We start from the raw sequence: 18609 nt of genomic DNA on the forward strand, positions 1-18609 counted from the left end.
GCATCAGGCCGCACTGAATTAATCCGTACTCACCTTACAAACTCCCCGCCGGCCGTTTCCGCGCCGCTGACGTCAGCGTTCTTCCCGTTTTACGCCCGTCCAGTGTTTCCAGACGCATCTGGAACGGTGGGAATGGCATATCAATTCCGTGCTCGCGGAACCCGGCCAGAATCAGCTGGTGGATCTCATGGCGCAGCGGCATACGATGTCCCATCTCGGCGGCGTAGATACGCAGCTCGAAAATCTGAATCCCCTGCTGCAAATCGACCAGGAACACTTCCGGTGCCGGGTTGTCGATCACCAGCGAACAGCGCTCGGCGGCGGTATAGAGAATTTGCGTCACCTCTTCGCTGTTGGCATCGGATGGAGCCGGAACGGTCAGAACCACACGCGTTACGGAGTCGGACAGCGACCAGTTGATAAACTGCTCGGTGATGAACGCCTTGTTCGGCACGATGATCTCTTTGCGGTCCCAGTCGCTGATGGTGGTCGCACGCGTATTGATCTTGGTGATGCTCCCGGTCAGATCGCGGATCGTGACCGTATCGCCGATGCGGATCGGTTTTTCGAACAGAATGATCAGGCCCGAAATGAAGTTGGCGAAGATCTCCTGCAAACCAAAGCCCAGACCCACACCGAGTGCCGCGACCAGCCACTGCAGTTTCGACCACTCAATCCCAATCATCGAGAAGCCCACTAGCCCGCCAAACAGCAGGATCAGGTACTTGGTGATGGTGGTGATGGCGTAGCCGGTGCCGGGGGTGAGATCCAGGTGCTGCAACAGCGCCAGCTCCAGCAGAGCAGGGAAGTTACGCACCAGCTGGGTGGTAATGATCAGCACCAGAATCGCGATTAACACTGCACCCAGGGTAATCGGCTCCAGGCTTTCGACGCCCTGTACCGTGGACGTCGCGTCCCACAGGGAGATGTTTTCAAGGAAGCCAAACGCCGAGTGTATTTCGGACCACAGCACGATCACCGACAGCAGCGCGATCAGCATCAGAATGGATCGCACCAGTCGCAGGGACTGGGTACTGATGGCATCCAGATCCAGTTCGACCTCATCCACTTCCGTCGTCCCTTCGGTGCTGCTGGTGCTGTGCGGATCGTCTTCGCCACGCGCGCGCTGCGCGAGGATCTCGGCGCGACGATGTTTGGCGCGGTCAAACGCCAGTCGGCGGCGCTGAATCAGCATCCAGCGGCGGATAACGTGATACACCACCAACAGCAGGAACCAGATCGCCACCGAGGTTTCGAGACGCGCGAGCAGGGCCTGGGCGGTCGCCAGATACCCGACTGCGGCGGCCAGAATCGCGACCAGCGGTGCGCTGAGGAGCAAGTTCCACAGCATGCGGTTCACCATGTTTTCGCCGCTGCCGCTTTTATCGACATACAGCGGAATACCGGCGCGTTTCAGGCTCAGGGTCACCATCGCCAGCGCGCCGCAGATCAGCATGAAGCACAGACGTCCGAGGGAGCCGGAAAACTCACGGTCGTTGAGATTATCGAACATGATCAGCGCCATAATCAGCGGCACGATCAGTCCGATGCTCATCAGGTAATAGCGCATCGCCCGCGTTACGCGCTGGCGCGGCCAGGCGAAGTGGGCGATAAACAGCCCGTTCGGGCGGGCAAAGGTGGCGCAAATCATTACCACCCACAGCAGCGGCACCGTAGCCGTCACGCCATCGCCAATCGCTACTGCGAGCGGATACGGCCAGGCTTCGCGAAGGCCATAGCCCAGCGTCATCCACAGCACCGGCAGCGGAGACGCCACCAGAATCGACCAGAATACGGTGCGCAGCGTGAGCCAGAAGTGGTCCTGCGTCACCTTCCCGACGCGTGCGCTGGAACGTTCCAGGAAACGGGTGAAGTGCCTGCGCGAGTAAATGCTAAAACCAACCAGAATCAACGCCCCGAGCAGCGGGAAAATCGTCTCTTTGCTGGTCAGGATCATCACGCCCGCTTTGCCCACCTGGCCAAAGGTATCCAGTGAGATCAGGCGACGCAGATCCTGCACAATGTCGATCGGCCAGGAGATGCTCATCGGCCGCACGTCAGAGGTCCAGAACAGATAGCGGTGGGTGGCTTCGTTCACCTCTTTCAGCGCATCTTCCAGCTGACTATTGGACACTTTCAGCTTGGTCAGTTCCAGAATCAGCGTATCGCCGCCCTGCAGCAGAGAGTTCAGCAGTTCGCGCTGGGTGCGTAGCTGAGCTTCGAGAATACGGTTCTCTTCGCTGGTCAACGGCTCGCCATCCGCCTGATGCTGCTGACGGACTTGCGACTGCTTGTTGAGAAGGTCTTCGTAGCGCAGGCGCTGGACGCGCAGTTGCGCCATTTCGGTGTCGAGCTGTTGCGGCTTAGGCATCTCCGGCAGACGCGCCACCTGAGCGCGTAAGGCTTCGCCCAGCAGATTCGACGAGCCCAGCCACTGGGACTGCTCGCGCAAGGTGTTCAGAGCCTGACGCACCTGTAAGGTCTGATTGGTCGCCTGGCGCTGCTGCGAGGCGACCAGATCCATACGCTGGGCCTGCTGGTTCAGCGCGGCGGACAACTCGCGGTTGATCTTGAACTGAGCCACAATCCCGGCCGGGAGGTGCTCGCTGTTTTCCGCCAGCAGTTCGGTGCTCTCCAGCGCACGCTCGGCCTCGCGCTGACGCTGACTGTTGAGCTGATTGCGCAGGGCCTGCAGATAGGTATCGAGCTGCTGCCCCTGTTTCTGCGCCAGTTCGGAACGCATACGCGCCAGTTCCTGACGGTTATTGGCGGAGAGCTGGGCCAGCTCAAGCTCATCGACCTGGGCTTTGAGTTTGGCGGATTCGGCCTGCAGGCTCAGATTTTGCGGATTGTTGCCGGGCTGTGTGCCGATGCGGCGCTCAACTTCGCTGAGCTGGCGGCGGGCATCGGTTTGCTGTTGCGGCAGCTGGCTGAGGGAGTCCGCAATTTCACGCGCGCGCTCTTGCTCCTGCTGCGCCTGACGGCTCTTCTCCAGCAGCTGACTGCTGACCTGCAGGATTTCCTGATTCAGGGCGTCGGTGCTCATGCCCGAAGGAACGTCGCGCGGCTCGTCGCGCATGTTGTTCAGCTGTGAGCGGAGCGTCTGGGAGAGTTTGGGGAAGTTGTCGATAACCTGCTGATATTGCTCTGCGCGCTCGAGGGAACCTTTGCGTTCCTCAAGCGCGTTCAGCGCGGCCTGGAGCTGCTCAACGGCTTCCGGCTGGGCGGGTTTTGCCGCCTTCGCCTGCTCCAGTTCCTGGGATATCTGTTTGGCATCAGGGGCTGTCGCTGCGTACGCCCCTGTACTGAGGCACCAGGCCATCAGAAAAATGATAATCGGGCGCACTTCAGTAACCCCTTTGGTTAGCCTTGGTCTTTCTTATCGTCAACCAGCGGGCTGGCGTCGTGTTCGGCCTGGATCTCTTCGGCTGGCAGCGGTGCTGGCTCAGCGTCTGGCGTCACGAAGGTTTCGGTAGAAACGGCCAGCGGCTGACCGATTTTCGTCACGGAGAGGCTGGAAAGCGTTTCAACCAGATCCACTTTACCCGGGGCGAACAGGTTGATCACCGTGGAACCCAGTATGAAGCGACCCATCTCCTGACCTTTCAGCAGGGCAACGGAGCCTTCGCTTTCGCCAGCCGGCCAGGTCCAGCGTTTGATGACGCCTTCGCGCGGCGGGGTGATGGTGCCAGCCCATACGGTTTCGATGCTGCCTACAATGGTAGCACCGACCAGAATCTGCGCCATTGGGCCAAATTCAGTATCAAACAGGCAGATGACGCGCTCGTTACGGGCGAACAGGTTCGGCACGTTTTGCGCCGTCAGATGGTTCACGGAGAACAGATCGCCCGGCACGTAGATCATCTCACGCAGGATACCGTTGCACGGCATGTGAACGCGGTGATAGTCGCGCGGCGACAGGTAGGTGGTGACAAACGAGCCGTTGCGGAACAGATCCGCCATCAGGTAGTTACCCGCCAGCAGGGCTTCCACGCTGTAGTCGTGGCCTTTGGCCTGCAGGATTTTGTCTTCTTCGATTTTGCCGAGCTGGCTAATCACGCCGTCAGCAGGCATCACCAGCACGTTGGGATCGGTATTCAGCGGGCGAACGTCATCGCGCAGTGGGCGGACGAAGAAATCGTTAAAGGTGCGATAGCTGGCGGTGTCCGGCTTCTGCGCCTCTTTCATGTCGACCTTGTAGTATTTAACGAACAGATCGATAACCAGCTTTGTCAGCCAGCCCGCTCGTTTGCTCGCGCCCCAGCCCGCCAGGCGGGTGAGCCATAGTTTAGGCAGAATGTATTGAAGCGAAAGTTTAAATGAGTTTAACAAGGTAGCCTCCAGGCCATTGTTTTGTCGTTCCTGATCCGGCTTCACAGAGCCGGAACCTGAAAAAAGGGGACGATTTTAGCGACGCTTAGCTTAGTTGTCAGTTATCAGAATCAGAAAAGTTTTTACGCGTTTTTACCTGATCCATGCTTTCGAGGATGCGGTGATAGTTGTAGAAACGGGTTTCGGCAATTTTCCCGTTTTCCACCGCTTCACGAATGGCGCAGCCAGGGTCGTTGTCGTGTTTACAGTCGCGGTATTTGCAAGCGCCTAAATATTCATGGAATTCGACAAATCCATTGAAGATTTGTTCCGGCTCAAGGTGCCAGAGACCAAATTCGCGCACCCCTGGGGAGTCAATGACGTCGCCGCCGTGCGGGAAGTGGTACAGCCGCGAGGCCGTGGTGGTGTGCTGGCCAAGCCCTGAGTTGTCCGACACATCGTTGGTCAGGATCTCCTCCTGCAGCCCCAGCAGATTGTTTAACAGGCTGGATTTACCGACGCCAGACTGGCCAGCGAAAATGCTGATGCGGTCGGTGAGCGCCTCTTCCAGCGGTTTCAGGCCATCTTTCTTATGGCTGGAGACCATCAGCACGCGATAGCCAATCGCCCGGTAGATGTCCATCTGCTCGTTCACAAACGCCATGCCATCTTCATCCAGCAGGTCGATTTTGTTCAGGACGATCAGCGGCTCGACTTCCAGCGTTTCGCAGGCGACGAGATAGCGGTCGATAATGTTGAGCGAAAGCTCGGGTAAGATCGCCGAGACAATCACGATCTGATTGATATTCGCGGCGATCGGTTTGACGCCGTCGTAGAAGTCGGGGCGTGTCAGAACGGATGTGCGTTCATGAACCGCTTCGACGATCCCTTTTACGTTGACACCCTCGGACGCCGCTTTGCCCGGACGCCATACCACGCGATCACCGGTAACCAGTGAACGGATGGTGCGACGAATGTTGCAGCGGTGAACGCTACCGTCGGCGGCTTCCACATCGGCATGCATGCCGAAACGGCTGATGACCATGCCTTCGGTCGTTTCGCCAAACAGGTTGTCGTCATAATCGGGTTTCTCCGAAGTGGTCTTAAGACGGCGCTGATGGTTGGCACTCACACGGCGCTGTTGCCCTTTGGAGAGTTTATTTTTACTCAATCGTGCTGACTCCTGGTCGCCCGTATCGGGCAAAACCTCTATGATACACACTAATTAATACTAGTTAACCTGCTACAGCCGGTTATGCGAGAAGGGTGGAAAATAACATGAGCGCAGACGAAAACAACCTGATTTGGATCGATCTTGAAATGACCGGGCTGGATCCCGAGCGCGATCGCATCATTGAGATCGCCACGCTGGTGACCGATGCCAACCTGAACATTCTGGCGGAAGGGCCGATGATTGCCGTGCATCAGTCTGATGAACAGCTGGCGCTGATGGACGACTGGAACGTGCGCACCCATACCGGCAGTGGGCTGGTGGAGCGCGTGAAAGCCAGCACCCAGGGTGACCGCGACGCTGAGCTGGCGACGATCGCGTTCCTGAAACAGTGGGTGCCTGAGGGGAAATCGCCGATCTGCGGTAACAGTATCGGCCAGGACCGCCGTTTCCTGTTCAAGTATATGCCGGAGCTGGAAGCCTATTTCCACTACCGTTATCTGGACGTGAGCACGCTGAAAGAGCTGGCGCGTCGCTGGAAACCAGAAATTCTGGATGGCTTTAAGAAACAGGGCACCCATCAGGCGATGGACGATATTCGTGAGTCGGTGGCAGAACTGGCGTATTACCGCGAAAACTTTATTAAGTTGTAAGTTTGCAGCCCGGCGCGCTTGCGTAGCCGGGTTTTTGCCGTTAAATTGTGCAGCTTGCCGATTAATTAGTCACTTGAACAAGATTTCTAAAAAATCGCTTTCAGGGGGGTTGCAGCTAAAAGGATTTCTCGTATAATGCGCCTCCCGTAACGACAGAGAATTACACGTTACGACAGCGTCAGATTTTTGCGGGAATAGCTCAGTTGGTAGAGCACGACCTTGCCAAGGTCGGGGTCGCGAGTTCGAGTCTCGTTTCCCGCTCCAAAATTTGAAAGTATCGCAAGATACGCGCAGCACCAGGACCACCCAAGCGGGAATAGCTCAGTTGGTAGAGCACGACCTTGCCAAGGTCGGGGTCGCGAGTTCGAGTCTCGTTTCCCGCTCCAAAATTTGAAAAGTGTCGTCAGACACGCACCACCCAAGCGGGAATAGCTCAGTTGGTAGAGCACGACCTTGCCAAGGTCGGGGTCGCGAGTTCGAGTCTCGTTTCCCGCTCCAAATTCTTCTTCATACCCAGTTTATCCACAGCGAAGTCTTTCGTTGGGGACATTTTCCATTGCTTCTGACAAACTCTTGTAAACAGAGTTATCCACAGATCCTGCTATTATTCCTGAACCGCCAAAACCTTCGCACGGTGAACGGTATATCCGTAACTTATTGAAGTTGATATATAAAATTTGATTTCAAAATGTTATTGAGATCACTTGACCTGTCTGCAAAGCCTGATGGTGCCTGACTTCGTGATTTTATTCACAGGCTGTGAATAGTTCAGGCGTCGCGCGGAAGCCCTTTTTCGACCACCCGAACCAGACGCTGTTTCTTCGGCAATTGCACCTCAACGACACAGGCGTTTCGCTTCTCGATTTGCTGCGCAATCGCCCACTCTATGTGTTCGTCGAGAAGTGGGTGCTCACCTCGGCGCACTTCGAGCGCCTGAATATTGGCTTCGTCCCAGGGGGCATTTCCCAGGGCCACGGCGATATTTCTCAGCCAGCGCAGATGTCCGATACGACGGATCGCCGAACCTTCGGTGATTCGCAGAAACTTGGTTTCATCCCAGGCAAACAGCTCCGTCAGTTTCGGGGCGTGTAGGGCTTTGCGCGGGCTGAAATCGTCTTCGTCCGTGAGCTGCGAATAGCGATTCCACGGGCAGATGAGCTGGCAATCGTCACAGCCGTAAATCCGGTTGCCGATCAGCGGGCGGAACTCTTCCGGGATCGCCCCTTCGAGCTCAATCGTGAGATACGAGATACAGCGGCGTGCATCCACGGTGTAAGGCTCGACAATCGCCCCTGTCGGGCAGATAGTCATGCAGGCCACGCAGCGCCCGCAGCCCTCTTCAACCGGGCCGTCGATCGGCAGCGGCAAATCAATCAGCAATTCACCGAGAAAAAAGAACGAACCTGCATCGCGGCTTAAGATAAGTGAGTGCTTACCTGTCCATCCAAGTCCGGCTTTTTCGGCAATGGGGCGCTCAAGGATAGGCGCGGAGTCGACAAAGGGTCTAAAATTCAGCGAGCCACAGTGCTGCTGAATAGTTTCCCCGAGTTTTTTTAAGCGGTTACGCAGAAGCTTATGATAATCACGCCCGAGGGCATAACGGCTGACGTAACCCAATGACGGATCTTTCAGTGTGCGGGCAAACGCCGCGTTGGCGGGAAGGTAGTTCATGCGAACGCTAATGACGCGCAGCGTCCCCGGCAAAAGCTCGTGGGGCCGGGCGCGCATCATGCCGTGACGCGCCATCCACTCCATTTCGCCGTGGTATTGTTTGTCCAGCCAGGCCTGCAGTTTTGGCTCGCTCGCGGAAAGGTCCGTATCGGTGATACCGACTTTCTGAAAGCCAAGCTCAGCGCCCCACTGTTTAATGTTTTGCGCTAACTGATTGAGATCGAGGGGCTGTGACATGACGGACCATACAGTGAAGAAAATCCCCGCAAGTATACCACATTCCATCTGGCCTGCGGACGCCCTGCGTCGCGCCGAAAAAGAGGCCGCTGACAGCCTCGGCATTACCCTCTACGAACTGATGTGCCGCGCAGGCGATGCGGCGTTTAGCGTCGCGCGTGAGGCGTATCCGCGCGCCACGCATTGGTTGATTCTCTGCGGCCATGGCAACAACGGCGGCGACGGTTATGTCGTCGCTCGCCTGGCAGCAGCCGCTGGCATAAACGTGACGTTGCTGGCGCTGGAGAGCGACAAACCATTGCCGGAAGAGGCGAGCGAGGCCCGCGACGCCTGGCTGAACGCCGGAGGCGTGATCCACTCGGCGGATATCGTCTGGCCGGAGGGAGTTGACCTCATTATGGATGGGCTGCTCGGTACTGGCCTCAAACAGGCTCCCCGCGACAAGGTGGCAACACTGATTGACCATGCGAATGCCCATCCCGCGCCGGTTATCGCGCTGGATATCCCTTCGGGACTGGTCGCGCAAACGGGGGCGACGCCGGGCGCGGTGATTCACGCCGCGGCCACCGTGACCTTTATCGCCCTCAAACCCGGATTACTGACCGGTAAAGCGCGTGATGTCGTGGGTAAACTTCACCATCATGCGTTAGGTCTGGATAGCTGGCTGGCAGCTCAGGAAACGGTTATTACTCGTTTTGACGGCTCGCAGCTTGCCCGGTGGCTGCCGCCGCGCCGTCCGACGTCCCATAAAGGCGATCACGGGAAACTGGTGATTATCGGTGGCGATCGCGGCACGGCGGGGGCTGTTCGCATGACCGGGGAGGCCGCTCTGCGCGCGGGGGCGGGCCTTGTGCGAGTGCTCACTCGCATTGAGAATATCCCGCCAATCATCACCGCCCGGCCAGAGCTGATGGTGCATGAGCTGACGCCGCAATCCCTCGAAGAGAGCCTGGCGTGGGCGGACGTCGTGGCGATAGGGCCAGGACTGGGTCAGCAGGAGTGGGGCAAAAAAGCGCTGCAGAAAGTCGAGAACTGCCGCAAACCCATGCTGTGGGACGCCGACGCGCTGAACCTTCTGGCAATCAATCCTGATAAACGTCACAATCGCATCCTGACGCCACACCCCGGCGAGGCCGCGCGGCTGCTTAACTGCAGCGTCGCAGAAATTGAAAGCGATCGCTTACTTTCTGCGCAGCGTCTGGTAAAACGTTATGGAGGTGTTGCGGTTCTGAAAGGGGCAGGCACGATTGTGGCCTGCGAATCTGGCGCGTTGGGCATTATCGACGCGGGCAATGCGGGAATGGCGAGTGGCGGAATGGGCGATGTGCTCTCCGGCATTATCAGCGCCTTGCTGGCACAGAAACTTACCCCTTATGATGCTGCCATTGCAGGCTGTGTGGCGCACGGCGCGGCAGCCGACAGGCTGGCTGCGCAGTACGGTACGCGCGGCATGCTGGCCACCGATCTTTTTGACACGCTGCGGCGTGTTGTTAACCCGGATGTGATTGACGTAGAAAATGACTAATCGAGTGATCGCTTTACCCGACGAGCAGGCAACTTTGGATCTTGGCAAACGCCTGGCGCAGGCCTGCGAAGGGGCAACCGTCATCTATTTGTACGGTGATTTGGGCGCGGGTAAAACCACCTTCAGCCGCGGCTTTTTGCAGGCGCTGGGCCATAAAGGGAATGTGAAAAGCCCGACCTATACCCTGGTTGAGCCTTACGAACTCGACAATTTGAGGGTGTATCACTTCGATCTCTACCGTCTTGCGGACCCAGAGGAGCTGGAATTTATGGGTATCCGTGACTATTTCGCCAACGATGCCATTTGCCTGGTGGAGTGGCCGCAACAAGGTGCGGGTGTGTTGCCTGACCCGGATGTCGAAATTCACTTAGATTACCAGGCGCAAGGGCGTGAGGCACGCATCAGTGCAGTTTCCTCATCAGGCTGTTCCTTGCTGGCTCGTTTAGCCAGCTGAATGAAGGGATAACGGGATGATTAATCGCGTTAAAGGTTGGCTGCTGGCCGCAACGGTGCTGCTGTGCGCGCAGGCCGGTGCGGCAAGTTTATCGGATATTCAGGTGTCCAACGGTGATTCGCAGGCGCGCATCACCTTCAGTTTCATGGGCGATCCCGATTACGCCTTTACCCAGGTCGATAAACGTAGCGTCGCGCTGGATATCAAACAGACCGGCGTGATTCAGGGCTTGCCGCTGCAGTTTAGCGGTAACAACCTGGTCAAAAGTATTCGCTCCGGCAATGCGCAAGATCCTCAGTCTTTGCGACTGGTGGTCGATCTGACGCAGAACGGCAAAACCCGCGCGGTGAAGCAGCAAAACGGCGCGAACTACACCGTGGTCTTTACCATTAACGCCGATGTACCGCCGCCTCCACCTCCGCCGCCTGCGCCTGTCGTGGCACAGCGCGTGGAGCAGCCGGTGGTTGCACCGCGTCCGTCTGAACCGGCGCGAAATCCGTTCAAAGCGCAAAACGATCGCATCACCAGCGTCACCAGCAGCAATACCGTGACCCGTCCGGCGGCGCGTGCGCGGGCGGTGTCGTCCGATGAGAAAGTGATTATTGCCATCGATGCCGGCCACGGCGGCCAGGATCCTGGCGCGATTGGGCCGGGCGGTACGCAGGAGAAAAGCGTCACTATCTCCATTGCCCGTAAGCTGCGCGCTTTGCTGAATGACGACCCGATGTTTAAAGGGGTGATGACCCGCGACGGCGACTACTTTATCTCGGTGATGGGCCGTTCCGACGTCGCGCGGAAACAGAACGCCAACTTCCTGGTGTCGATCCACGCGGATGCCGCGCCAAACCGCAGCGCGACCGGTGCGTCGGTGTGGGTGCTGTCGAACCGCCGTGCGAACAGCGAAATGGCGAACTGGCTCGAAGAGCACGAGAAGCAGTCGGAACTGCTCGGCGGCGCGGGTGACGTGCTGGCGAACAGTCAGTCCGACCCGTATCTCAGCCAGGCGGTGCTGGATTTACAGTTCGGTCATTCTCAGCGCGTCGGGTATGATGTGGCGACGAATGTGATTAGCCAGCTTCAGCGCGTCGGTGCGATCCACAAGCGCCGTCCTGAGCATGCGAGTTTAGGCGTGTTACGCTCCCCGGATATCCCGTCGATCCTGGTCGAAACCGGCTTTATCACCAATAACAATGAAGAGCGTCTGCTGGGCAGCGACAGCTATCAGCAGCAGATTGCCGATGCGATTTATAACGGTCTGCGCAATTACTTTGCCGCGCATCCGCTGCAGTCAGCGCCGCAAGGGGGCGCGGGTCAAACCGCCAGCGCCGCTCTGCCTGGCGAGATGAGCGCGACCAACTAAGGAGAATTCATGCCGATTCAGGTTCTGCCGCCGCAGCTTGCGAACCAAATCGCCGCCGGCGAGGTGGTGGAGCGTCCTGCTTCGGTTGTGAAAGAGCTGGTGGAAAACAGCCTCGATGCGGGCGCAACCCGCATTGATATTGATATCGAACGCGGCGGCGCAAAGCTGATTCGTATTCGGGACAACGGCTGCGGCATCAAAAAAGACGAGCTGGCCTTAGCGCTGGCTCGTCACGCCACCAGTAAAATTACCTCCCTCGACGATCTGGAAGCGATCATCAGCCTCGGTTTTCGCGGCGAAGCGCTGGCCAGTATCAGCTCCGTTTCTCGTCTGACGCTCACCTCTCGCACTGCCGAACAGCAGGAAGCCTGGCAGGCCTATGCGGAAGGGCGTGACATGGACGTGACCGTCAAACCTGCCGCCCATCCCGTGGGCACCACGCTGGAAGTGCTGGATCTGTTCTACAACACCCCGGCGCGACGCAAGTTTATGCGCACTGAAAAAACCGAGTTCGGCCATATCGACGAGATCATTCGCCGTATCGCGCTGGCGCGTTTCGATGTGACGATCAATCTGAGCCATAACGGCAAAGTGATGCGTCAGTATCGTGCGGTGGCGGAAGGGGGTCAGAAAGAGCGCCGCTTAGGCGCGATCTGCGGAACCGGGTTCCTGGAACAGGCGTTGGCGATCGAGTGGCAGCATGGCGATCTCGCGATGCGCGGCTGGGTGGCCGATCCGAAAGCCATGAACGCCACGCTGGCGGAGATCCAGTACTGCTACGTCAACGGCCGCATGATGCGCGATCGGCTGATCAACCATGCGATCCGTCAGGCCTGTGAAGACAAGCTTGGTGCGGATCAGCAGCCTGCTTTTGTTCTCTATCTGGAAATCGATCCGCACCAGGTAGACGTTAACGTCCATCCGGCCAAACATGAAGTGCGTTTCCATCAGTCGCGACTGGTCCACGATTTTATCTATCAGGGCGTGCTGAGCGTGTTACAGCAGCAGGCTGAACCTTCGCTGCCGCTGGTGGAAGAGACGGTTGCGTCGCGCCCGATCCCGGAAAATCGCGTGGCGGCGGGCCGTAATCAGTTTGCCGAACCGGCTGTCGCGCGTGAGCCTGAGACGCCGCGCTATTCATCTGGCGGTCAGGCACCACGCCCGAGCGGGGCGAATTATCCCCATGCGCCGGGGTATCAAAAACAGCAGGGTGCGCTCTACAGCAAATTGCTGGATACTCCGGCCGTGGAGCGTAAAGAGCCTGTGGCGCCATCGGCCCCGGCGCTGGAAGGGCACAGCCAGAGTTTTGGCCGGGTGCTGACGATCGTTGCCCCGGATATGGCGCTGCTTGAGCGCGACGGGAAGCTGGCGCTGCTGGCGCTACCGGTTGCGGAACGCTGGCTCAAACAGGCGCAGCTGACGCCTGGCGCAAACGCGGCCTGCGCCCAACCGCTGTTGATCCCGGTGCGGCTCAAAATTTCCGCGGACGAAAGCGGTGTATTAACGCGCGTTGAGTCCCTGTTGGCGGAAATGGGCATACAATTTGTGTTAGAGGCCCATCATGTGACGATTCGCGCGGTGCCTTTACCCTTACGCCAACAAAATTTACAAAACTTGATTCCTGAACTGATAGGCTACCTGGCGCAGCAAACGACCGTTGATGCCACCAATACCGCCCAGTGGATTGCCCGCCATTTAGCGAGCGACCACCATCCGTGGAGTATGGCGCAAGCCATTACCGTATTGGCAGAAGTTGAACGTCTTTGCCCTCATTTGGTCAAAGCACCGCCGGGTGGTTTATTACAACGTGTTGATTTAGATTCGGCGATGAATGCCCTGAAAAATGAGTGATGTGAGTAAGGCGAGCCTGCCAAAGGCGATATTTTTAATGGGCCCAACGGCCTCGGGCAAAACCGCGTTAGCCATTGAGCTACGTAAAGTTTTGCCAGTAGAGTTGATTAGCGTCGATTCCGCCCTTATTTATCAAGGGATGGATATCGGCACGGCGAAGCCAGACGCAGACGAACTGCGCGCGGCACCGCACCGACTGCTGGACATTCTCGACCCGGCGCAGGCTTACTCCGCAGCGGATTTTCGCCGCGATGCGCTGGCGCAAATGGCCGAGATCACCGCAGCGGGCCGGATTCCGCTGTTAGTCGGCGGAACCATGCTCTACTTCAAGGCGCTGCTGGAGGGGTTATCACCCTTGCCGTCCGCGAACCCTGAAGTGAGAGCCAGAATTGAGCAGCAGGCGGCAGAGCAGGGATGGGGCGCGTTGCACAAACAACTGGAAGAGGTTGATCCGGTTGCCGCAGCACGGATTCATCCAAATGATCCGCAAAGGCTTTCCCGGGCACTGGAAGTTTTTTTCATTTCGGGTAAAACTTTAACGGAACTGACGCAAACGTCAGGAGAAGCTCTGCCGTATCAGGTGCATCAGTTCGCCATCGCCCCGGCGAGCCGTGAACTGCTCCATCAGCGAATTGAGCAGCGTTTTCATCAGATGTTAGCTTCAGGTTTTGAAGCAGAAGTGCGGGCGCTTTTTGCTCGCGGAGATTTGCATACGGACATGCCTTCCATTCGTTGTGTCGGATACCGCCAGATGTGGTCTTACATTGAAGGCGAGATCTCATACGATGAAATGGTTTATCGAGGTGTTTGCGCCACCAGACAGTTAGCGAAACGCCAGATAACCTGGTTGCGCGGTTGGGACGGAATCCACTGGTTAGACAGTGAGAAGCCAGACCAGGCGTACAACGAAGTTTTACAGGTTGTGGGTGCTATCGCAGACTGAATGTGTACAATTAACTCGTATCGTGCGCAATTTTTCAGAATCGCAAGGTTCTAAGTACATAACAAGCATATAAGGAAAAGATAGAATGGCTAAGGGGCAATCTTTACAAGATCCGTTTCTGAACGCATTGCGTCGTGAACGTGTTCCAGTTTCTATTTATTTGGTGAATGGTATTAAGCTGCAAGGTCAGATTGAATCTTTCGATCAGTTCGTGATCCTGTTGAAAAACACGGTCAGCCAGATGGTTTATAAGCACGCTATCTCTACTGTTGTTCCGTCCCGTCCAGTATCTCATCACAGCAACAACGCTGGCGGCGGCACCGGTAGTAACTACCATCACGGCAGCAACGCACAGGGTTCTTCTGCACCTGCGCAGGACAGCGAAGAAACCGAATAAGGTAACGGGCTGTTTTTCCACACGGGGAGCCAGGTTTCTGCGTTCCCCGCTGATTTATTTTGAGGATAATACGCTTGTTTGACCGTTATGATGCCGGTGAGCATGCGGTACTGGTACACATCTATTTTACGCAAGACAAAGATATGGAAGACCTCCAGGAGTTTGAAGCTCTGGTCTCTTCCGCCGGTGTCGAAGCATTACAGGTGATTACCGGTAGCCGTAAAGCGCCGCACCCAAAGTTTTTTGTTGGTGAAGGTAAAGCAGTCGAAATTGCGGAAGCCGTAAAAGCAACCGGCGCGTCCGTCGTGCTGTTTGACCATGCGCTATCTCCGGCTCAAGAGCGTAACCTGGAAGCCCTGTGCGAATGTCGTGTTATCGACCGTACGGGACTGATTTTAGATATTTTTGCTCAGCGTGCACGTACCCACGAGGGGAAACTGCAGGTTGAGCTGGCGCAATTGCGCCATCTGGCCACGCGTCTTGTGCGCGGCTGGACCCACCTTGAAAGGCAAAAAGGCGGGATTGGTTTGCGCGGTCCGGGTGAAACCCAGCTCGAAACCGACCGTCGACTGCTGCGTGGTCGTATTACCCAGATCCTCTCACGTCTGGCGCGAGTCGAAAAACAGCGTGAGCAAGGACGTCGTTCGCGAACCAAAGCTGACATCCCGACGGTGTCGCTGGTGGGGTATACCAACGCCGGTAAATCCACCCTGTTTAACCAGATAACCGAGGCCAAGGTATATGCCGCAGACCAGCTGTTTGCGACCCTTGACCCGACGCTGCGTCGCATTGACGTGGCGGATGTGGGTGAAACGGTGCTGGCGGATACCGTAGGGTTTATTCGCCATTTGCCGCACGATCTGGTGGCCGCGTTTAAAGCCACCTTGCAGGAGACGCGTCAGGCGACGCTGCTGCTGCATATCATCGACGCTGCGGATGTTCGCGTGCAGGAAAACATCGACGCGGTGAATACCGTGCTCGAAGAGATCGACGCGCACGAGATCCCGACGCTGCTGGTGATGAACAAAATCGATATGCTGGACGACTTCGAGCCACGTATCGACCGAGATGAAGAGAACAAACCGATTCGGGTCTGGCTTTCTGCCCAGACCGGTGTCGGTGTGCCACTACTTTTCCAGGCTTTGACAGAACGTCTTTCTGGCGAGGTGGCTCAGCACACGCTGCGTCTGCCGCCACAGGAAGGCAGGCTGCGCAGCCGGTTTTATCAGCTTCAGGCGATAGAAAAAGAGTGGATGGAGGATGACGGCAGCGTGGGGATGCAGGTGCGTATGCCGATCGTTGACTGGCGTCGCCTCTGTAAACAAGAACCTACGCTGGTGGACTACGTCGTCTGACCAGATAAAGGTGCACGAGCCTGAAAATTCGCCCTTGCATAACAAATATGGAGCATATACATGGCGTGGAATCAGCCCGGTAATAACGGACAAGACCGCGACCCGTGGGGAAGCAGCAATAATCAAGGCGGCAACTCTGGGGGAAATGGCAACAAAGGTGGTCGCGAGCAGGGGCCTCCTGATCTGGACGATATCTTTCGCAAGCTGAGCAAAAAGCTTGGTGGTTTCGGTACAGGTAAAGGCTCTGGCTCGGGTGGAAGTTCCACTCAGGGTCCGCGCCCGCACATGGGTGGCCGCGTAGTGAGCATCGTTGCTGCTGCCGTGGTCATCATTTGGGCTGCCAGCGGGTTCTACACCATTAAAGAAGCTGAACGCGGTGTGGTCACTCGTTTCGGTAAATTCAGCCATCTGGTTGAGCCGGGTCTGAACTGGAAGCCAACCTTCGTTGATAACGTGACCGCGGTAAACGTGGAATCGGTACGCGAACTGGCGGCGTCCGGCGTGATGCTGACTTCTGACGAGAACGTGGTGCGTGTTGAGATGAACGTGCAGTACCGCGTGACCGATCCGCAGCACTATCTGTTCAGCGTCACCAGCGCCGATGACAGTCTGCGTCAGGCCACCGACAGCGCCCTGCGTGGCGTGATCGGTAAATACACCATGGACCGTATTCTGACCGAAGGTCGTACCGTTATTCGTAGCGATACCCAGCGCGAGCTGGAAGAGACCATCCGTCCGTACAACATGGGTATCACCCTGCTGGACGTCAACTTCCAGGCTGCTCGTCCGCCGGAAGAGGTGAAAGCTGCCTTTGATGATGCCATTGCCGCGCGTGAAAACGAACAGCAATACATCCGTGAAGCGGAAGCCTACACCAACGAAGTGCAGCCGCGTGCGAACGGTCAGGCGCAGCGTATCCTCGAAGAGGCGCGTGCGTATAAGACTCAGACCATCCTGGAAGCCCAGGGTGAAGTGGCTCGCTTTGCGAAGCTCCTGCCAGAATATAAAGCTGCCCCGGAAATTACCCGTGAGCGTCTGTATATCGAGACCATGGAGAAAGTGCTGAGCCACACCCGTAAAGTGCTGGTGAACGACAGCAAAGGCGGCAATCTGATGGTGCTGCCACTGGACCAGATGCTGAAAGGCGGTAGTGCGCCTGCGGCAAAACAGGATACCAGCGGAGCCAATAATCTGTTGCGTCTGCCTCCGGCAGCCAGCAGCAATTCCAGCGCCAATACCACGTCTTCTTCAAGCGATGGTGACATCATGGACCAACGCCGTGCCAACGCACAGCGTAACGACAGCCAGCGTCAGGGGGAATAACGATGCGTAAGTCAGTTATTGCGATTATCATCATTGCGCTGGTCGTACTTTATACCTCCATCTTTGTGGTGAAAGAGGGCGAGCGCGGGATCACCATGCGCTTCGGTAAAGTTCTGCGTGACGATGAAAACAAACCGCTGGTCTTCGAGCCGGGTCTGCACTTTAAGCTCCCGGTGATTGAATCAGTGAAAATGCTCGACGCCCGTATCCAGACCATGGATAACCAGGCCGACCGCTTCGTCACTAAAGAGAAAAAAGACCTGATCGTCGATTCTTACATCAAATGGCGTATCAGCGATTTCAGCCGTTACTATCTGGCAACGGGCGGCGGTGACGTCTCTCAGGCAGAAGTGCTGCTGAAACGTAAGTTCTCTGACCGTCTGCGTTCTGAAATTGGTCGTCTGGATGTGAAAGACATCGTGACCGATTCCCGTGGTCGTCTGACTCTGGAAGTCCGTGACGCGCTGAACTCCGGTACCGCGGGTACCGAAGACGAAGTGGCGACACCGGCGGCCGATGACGCGATTGCCAAAGCGGCTGAGCGCGTTCAGGCAGAAACCAACGGCAAAGTGGCGGTGATGAACCCGAACAGTATGGCCGCGTTAGGTATCGAAGTGGTCGATGTGCGTATCAAGCAGATCAACCTGCCTACCGAAGTGTCTGAAGCGATCTATAGCCGTATGCGCGCTGAGCGTGAAGCGGTTGCCCGTCGCCACCGTTCACAGGGTCAGGAAGAGGCTGAAAAGCTGCGCGCAACAGCGGATTACGAAGTGACGAAAACGCTGGCAGAATCCGAACGTCAGGGCCGCATTATGCGCGGTGAGGGCGATGCGGAAGCCGCGAAACTGTTTGCTGACGCATTCAGCCAGGACCCGGATTTCTATGCCTTTATCCGTAGCCTGCGTGCGTACGAAAACAGCTTCCAGAGCAATCAGGATGTGATGGTGCTCAGCCCTGACAGCGATTTCTTCCGTTATATGAAGACGCCAGGCAACGCCACGCGATAAACTCATTCTCGTTTGAGTTATCAAACCACCGCTCTCAACGGAGCGGTGGTTTTCTTTTATAGGGAGCTAAAATGAATTCCACTATCTTGCTGGCGCTTGCTCTGGTTTTGGTCCTCGAAGGGCTGGGCCCGATGCTTTATCCGCGCGCGTGGCGTCGAATGATCGCCACCATGACACAATTGCCGGATAATATTTTACGTCGTTTTGGCGGGGGTCTTGTGGTTGCAGGAGTGGTGATCTACTACATGTTGAGGAAAACGATTGGCTGATCAAAAAGTGGTCGGATTTGCCTTATATTGAGGGCAAAAAGTGCTGTAACTCTGAAAAAGCGGTGGTAGAATCCATTTTTAA

Annotated in this window: 15 protein-coding genes and 3 tRNA genes; 14 read left to right on the forward strand and 4 right to left on the reverse strand. The window is 56.9% G+C overall.

Annotation, left to right across the window (positions count from 1 at the left end):
- Nucleotides 1-34: 34 nt before the first annotated feature.
- From mscM to rsgA, 3 genes are all read right to left on the reverse strand, one after another.
- Complete coding sequence (mscM, locus tag AC3WS9_RS02390; RefSeq protein ID WP_282491511.1) at nt 35-3346, reverse strand: miniconductance mechanosensitive channel MscM; 3312 nt, start codon at nt 3344-3346, stop codon at nt 35-37.
- 17 nt (nt 3347-3363) lie between these two features.
- Nucleotides 3364-4332, reverse strand: coding sequence for an archaetidylserine decarboxylase (gene asd / locus AC3WS9_RS02395; protein WP_492486495.1), 969 nt, complete (start codon nt 4330-4332; stop codon nt 3364-3366).
- Between the two features lie 97 nt (nt 4333-4429).
- Complete coding sequence (gene rsgA / locus AC3WS9_RS02400) at nt 4430-5482, reverse strand: small ribosomal subunit biogenesis GTPase RsgA (protein WP_282491509.1); 1053 nt, start codon at nt 5480-5482, stop codon at nt 4430-4432.
- Between the two features lie 107 nt (nt 5483-5589).
- Here rsgA and orn point away from each other — a divergent pair, with 107 nt between their 5' ends.
- The 4 genes from orn (at nt 5590) to AC3WS9_RS02420 (ending at nt 6633) form a co-directional block, all read left to right on the forward strand.
- Nucleotides 5590-6135, forward strand: a complete 546-nt coding sequence (gene orn / locus AC3WS9_RS02405; protein WP_492486497.1) for an oligoribonuclease — start codon at nt 5590-5592, stop codon at nt 6133-6135.
- A 188-nt stretch (nt 6136-6323) separates the two neighbouring features.
- Nucleotides 6324-6399 (forward strand) — tRNA-Gly (locus AC3WS9_RS02410).
- Nucleotides 6400-6445: 46 nt separating this feature from the next.
- Nucleotides 6446-6521 (forward strand) — tRNA-Gly (locus tag AC3WS9_RS02415).
- Nucleotides 6522-6557: 36 nt separating this feature from the next.
- Nucleotides 6558-6633, forward strand: a tRNA-Gly gene (locus tag AC3WS9_RS02420).
- Between the two features lie 270 nt (nt 6634-6903).
- Here the strand turns inward: AC3WS9_RS02420 and queG are convergent.
- Nucleotides 6904-8043, reverse strand: a complete 1140-nt coding sequence (gene queG, locus AC3WS9_RS02425; RefSeq protein ID WP_492486499.1) for a tRNA epoxyqueuosine(34) reductase QueG — start codon at nt 8041-8043, stop codon at nt 6904-6906.
- On the opposite strand from queG, the gene nnr reads away from it, so the two are divergent.
- The 10 genes from nnr to AC3WS9_RS02475 all read left to right on the forward strand — a co-directional run bounded on the left by nnr (nt 8042) and on the right by AC3WS9_RS02475 (nt 18527).
- Entirely contained in the window at nt 8042-9568 is a 1527-nt protein-coding gene (nnr, locus tag AC3WS9_RS02430) for a bifunctional ADP-dependent NAD(P)H-hydrate dehydratase/NAD(P)H-hydrate epimerase (protein ID WP_492486501.1), read from the forward strand. The two genes, queG and nnr, sit on opposite strands and share 2 nt — an antisense overlap.
- On the forward strand, nt 9561-10022 hold the full coding sequence (gene tsaE / locus AC3WS9_RS02435) for a tRNA (adenosine(37)-N6)-threonylcarbamoyltransferase complex ATPase subunit type 1 TsaE (RefSeq protein WP_282493304.1): 462 nt from the start codon (nt 9561-9563) through the stop codon (nt 10020-10022). The genes nnr and tsaE overlap by 8 nt, the downstream gene beginning before the upstream one ends.
- Nucleotides 10023-10038: 16 nt before the next feature.
- Entirely contained in the window at nt 10039-11382 is a 1344-nt protein-coding gene (gene amiB, locus AC3WS9_RS02440; protein ID WP_285145717.1) for an N-acetylmuramoyl-L-alanine amidase AmiB, read from the forward strand.
- Nucleotides 11383-11391: 9 nt separating this feature from the next.
- A complete protein-coding gene (gene mutL, locus AC3WS9_RS02445) occupies nt 11392-13233 on the forward strand; it encodes a DNA mismatch repair endonuclease MutL (protein ID WP_492486503.1) in 1842 nt (613 codons plus the stop codon).
- Nucleotides 13226-14176, forward strand: a complete 951-nt coding sequence (gene miaA / locus AC3WS9_RS02450) for a tRNA (adenosine(37)-N6)-dimethylallyltransferase MiaA (RefSeq protein WP_282493307.1) — start codon at nt 13226-13228, stop codon at nt 14174-14176. The genes mutL and miaA overlap by 8 nt, the downstream gene beginning before the upstream one ends.
- 85 nt (nt 14177-14261) lie before the next feature.
- Complete coding sequence (hfq, locus tag AC3WS9_RS02455) at nt 14262-14573, forward strand: RNA chaperone Hfq (protein WP_006810391.1); 312 nt, start codon at nt 14262-14264, stop codon at nt 14571-14573.
- Between the two features lie 74 nt (nt 14574-14647).
- Nucleotides 14648-15928, forward strand: a complete 1281-nt coding sequence (gene hflX / locus AC3WS9_RS02460; protein ID WP_100777896.1) for a ribosome rescue GTPase HflX — start codon at nt 14648-14650, stop codon at nt 15926-15928.
- Nucleotides 15929-15988: 60 nt separating this feature from the next.
- A complete protein-coding gene (gene hflK / locus AC3WS9_RS02465; RefSeq protein ID WP_282493308.1) occupies nt 15989-17251 on the forward strand; it encodes an FtsH protease activity modulator HflK in 1263 nt (420 codons plus the stop codon).
- Nucleotides 17252-17253: 2 nt separating this feature from the next.
- On the forward strand, nt 17254-18258 hold the full coding sequence (gene hflC, locus AC3WS9_RS02470; protein ID WP_492486507.1) for a protease modulator HflC: 1005 nt from the start codon (nt 17254-17256) through the stop codon (nt 18256-18258).
- A 71-nt stretch (nt 18259-18329) separates the two neighbouring features.
- Nucleotides 18330-18527: a DUF2065 domain-containing protein gene (locus tag AC3WS9_RS02475; protein ID WP_095280484.1), complete on the forward strand. Its 198-nt coding sequence runs from the start codon at nt 18330-18332 to the stop codon at nt 18525-18527.
- The last annotated feature ends 82 nt before the right edge of the window (nt 18528-18609 follow it).

Source organism: Lelliottia sp. EB106-05-01-XG201, from assembly GCF_058791735.1.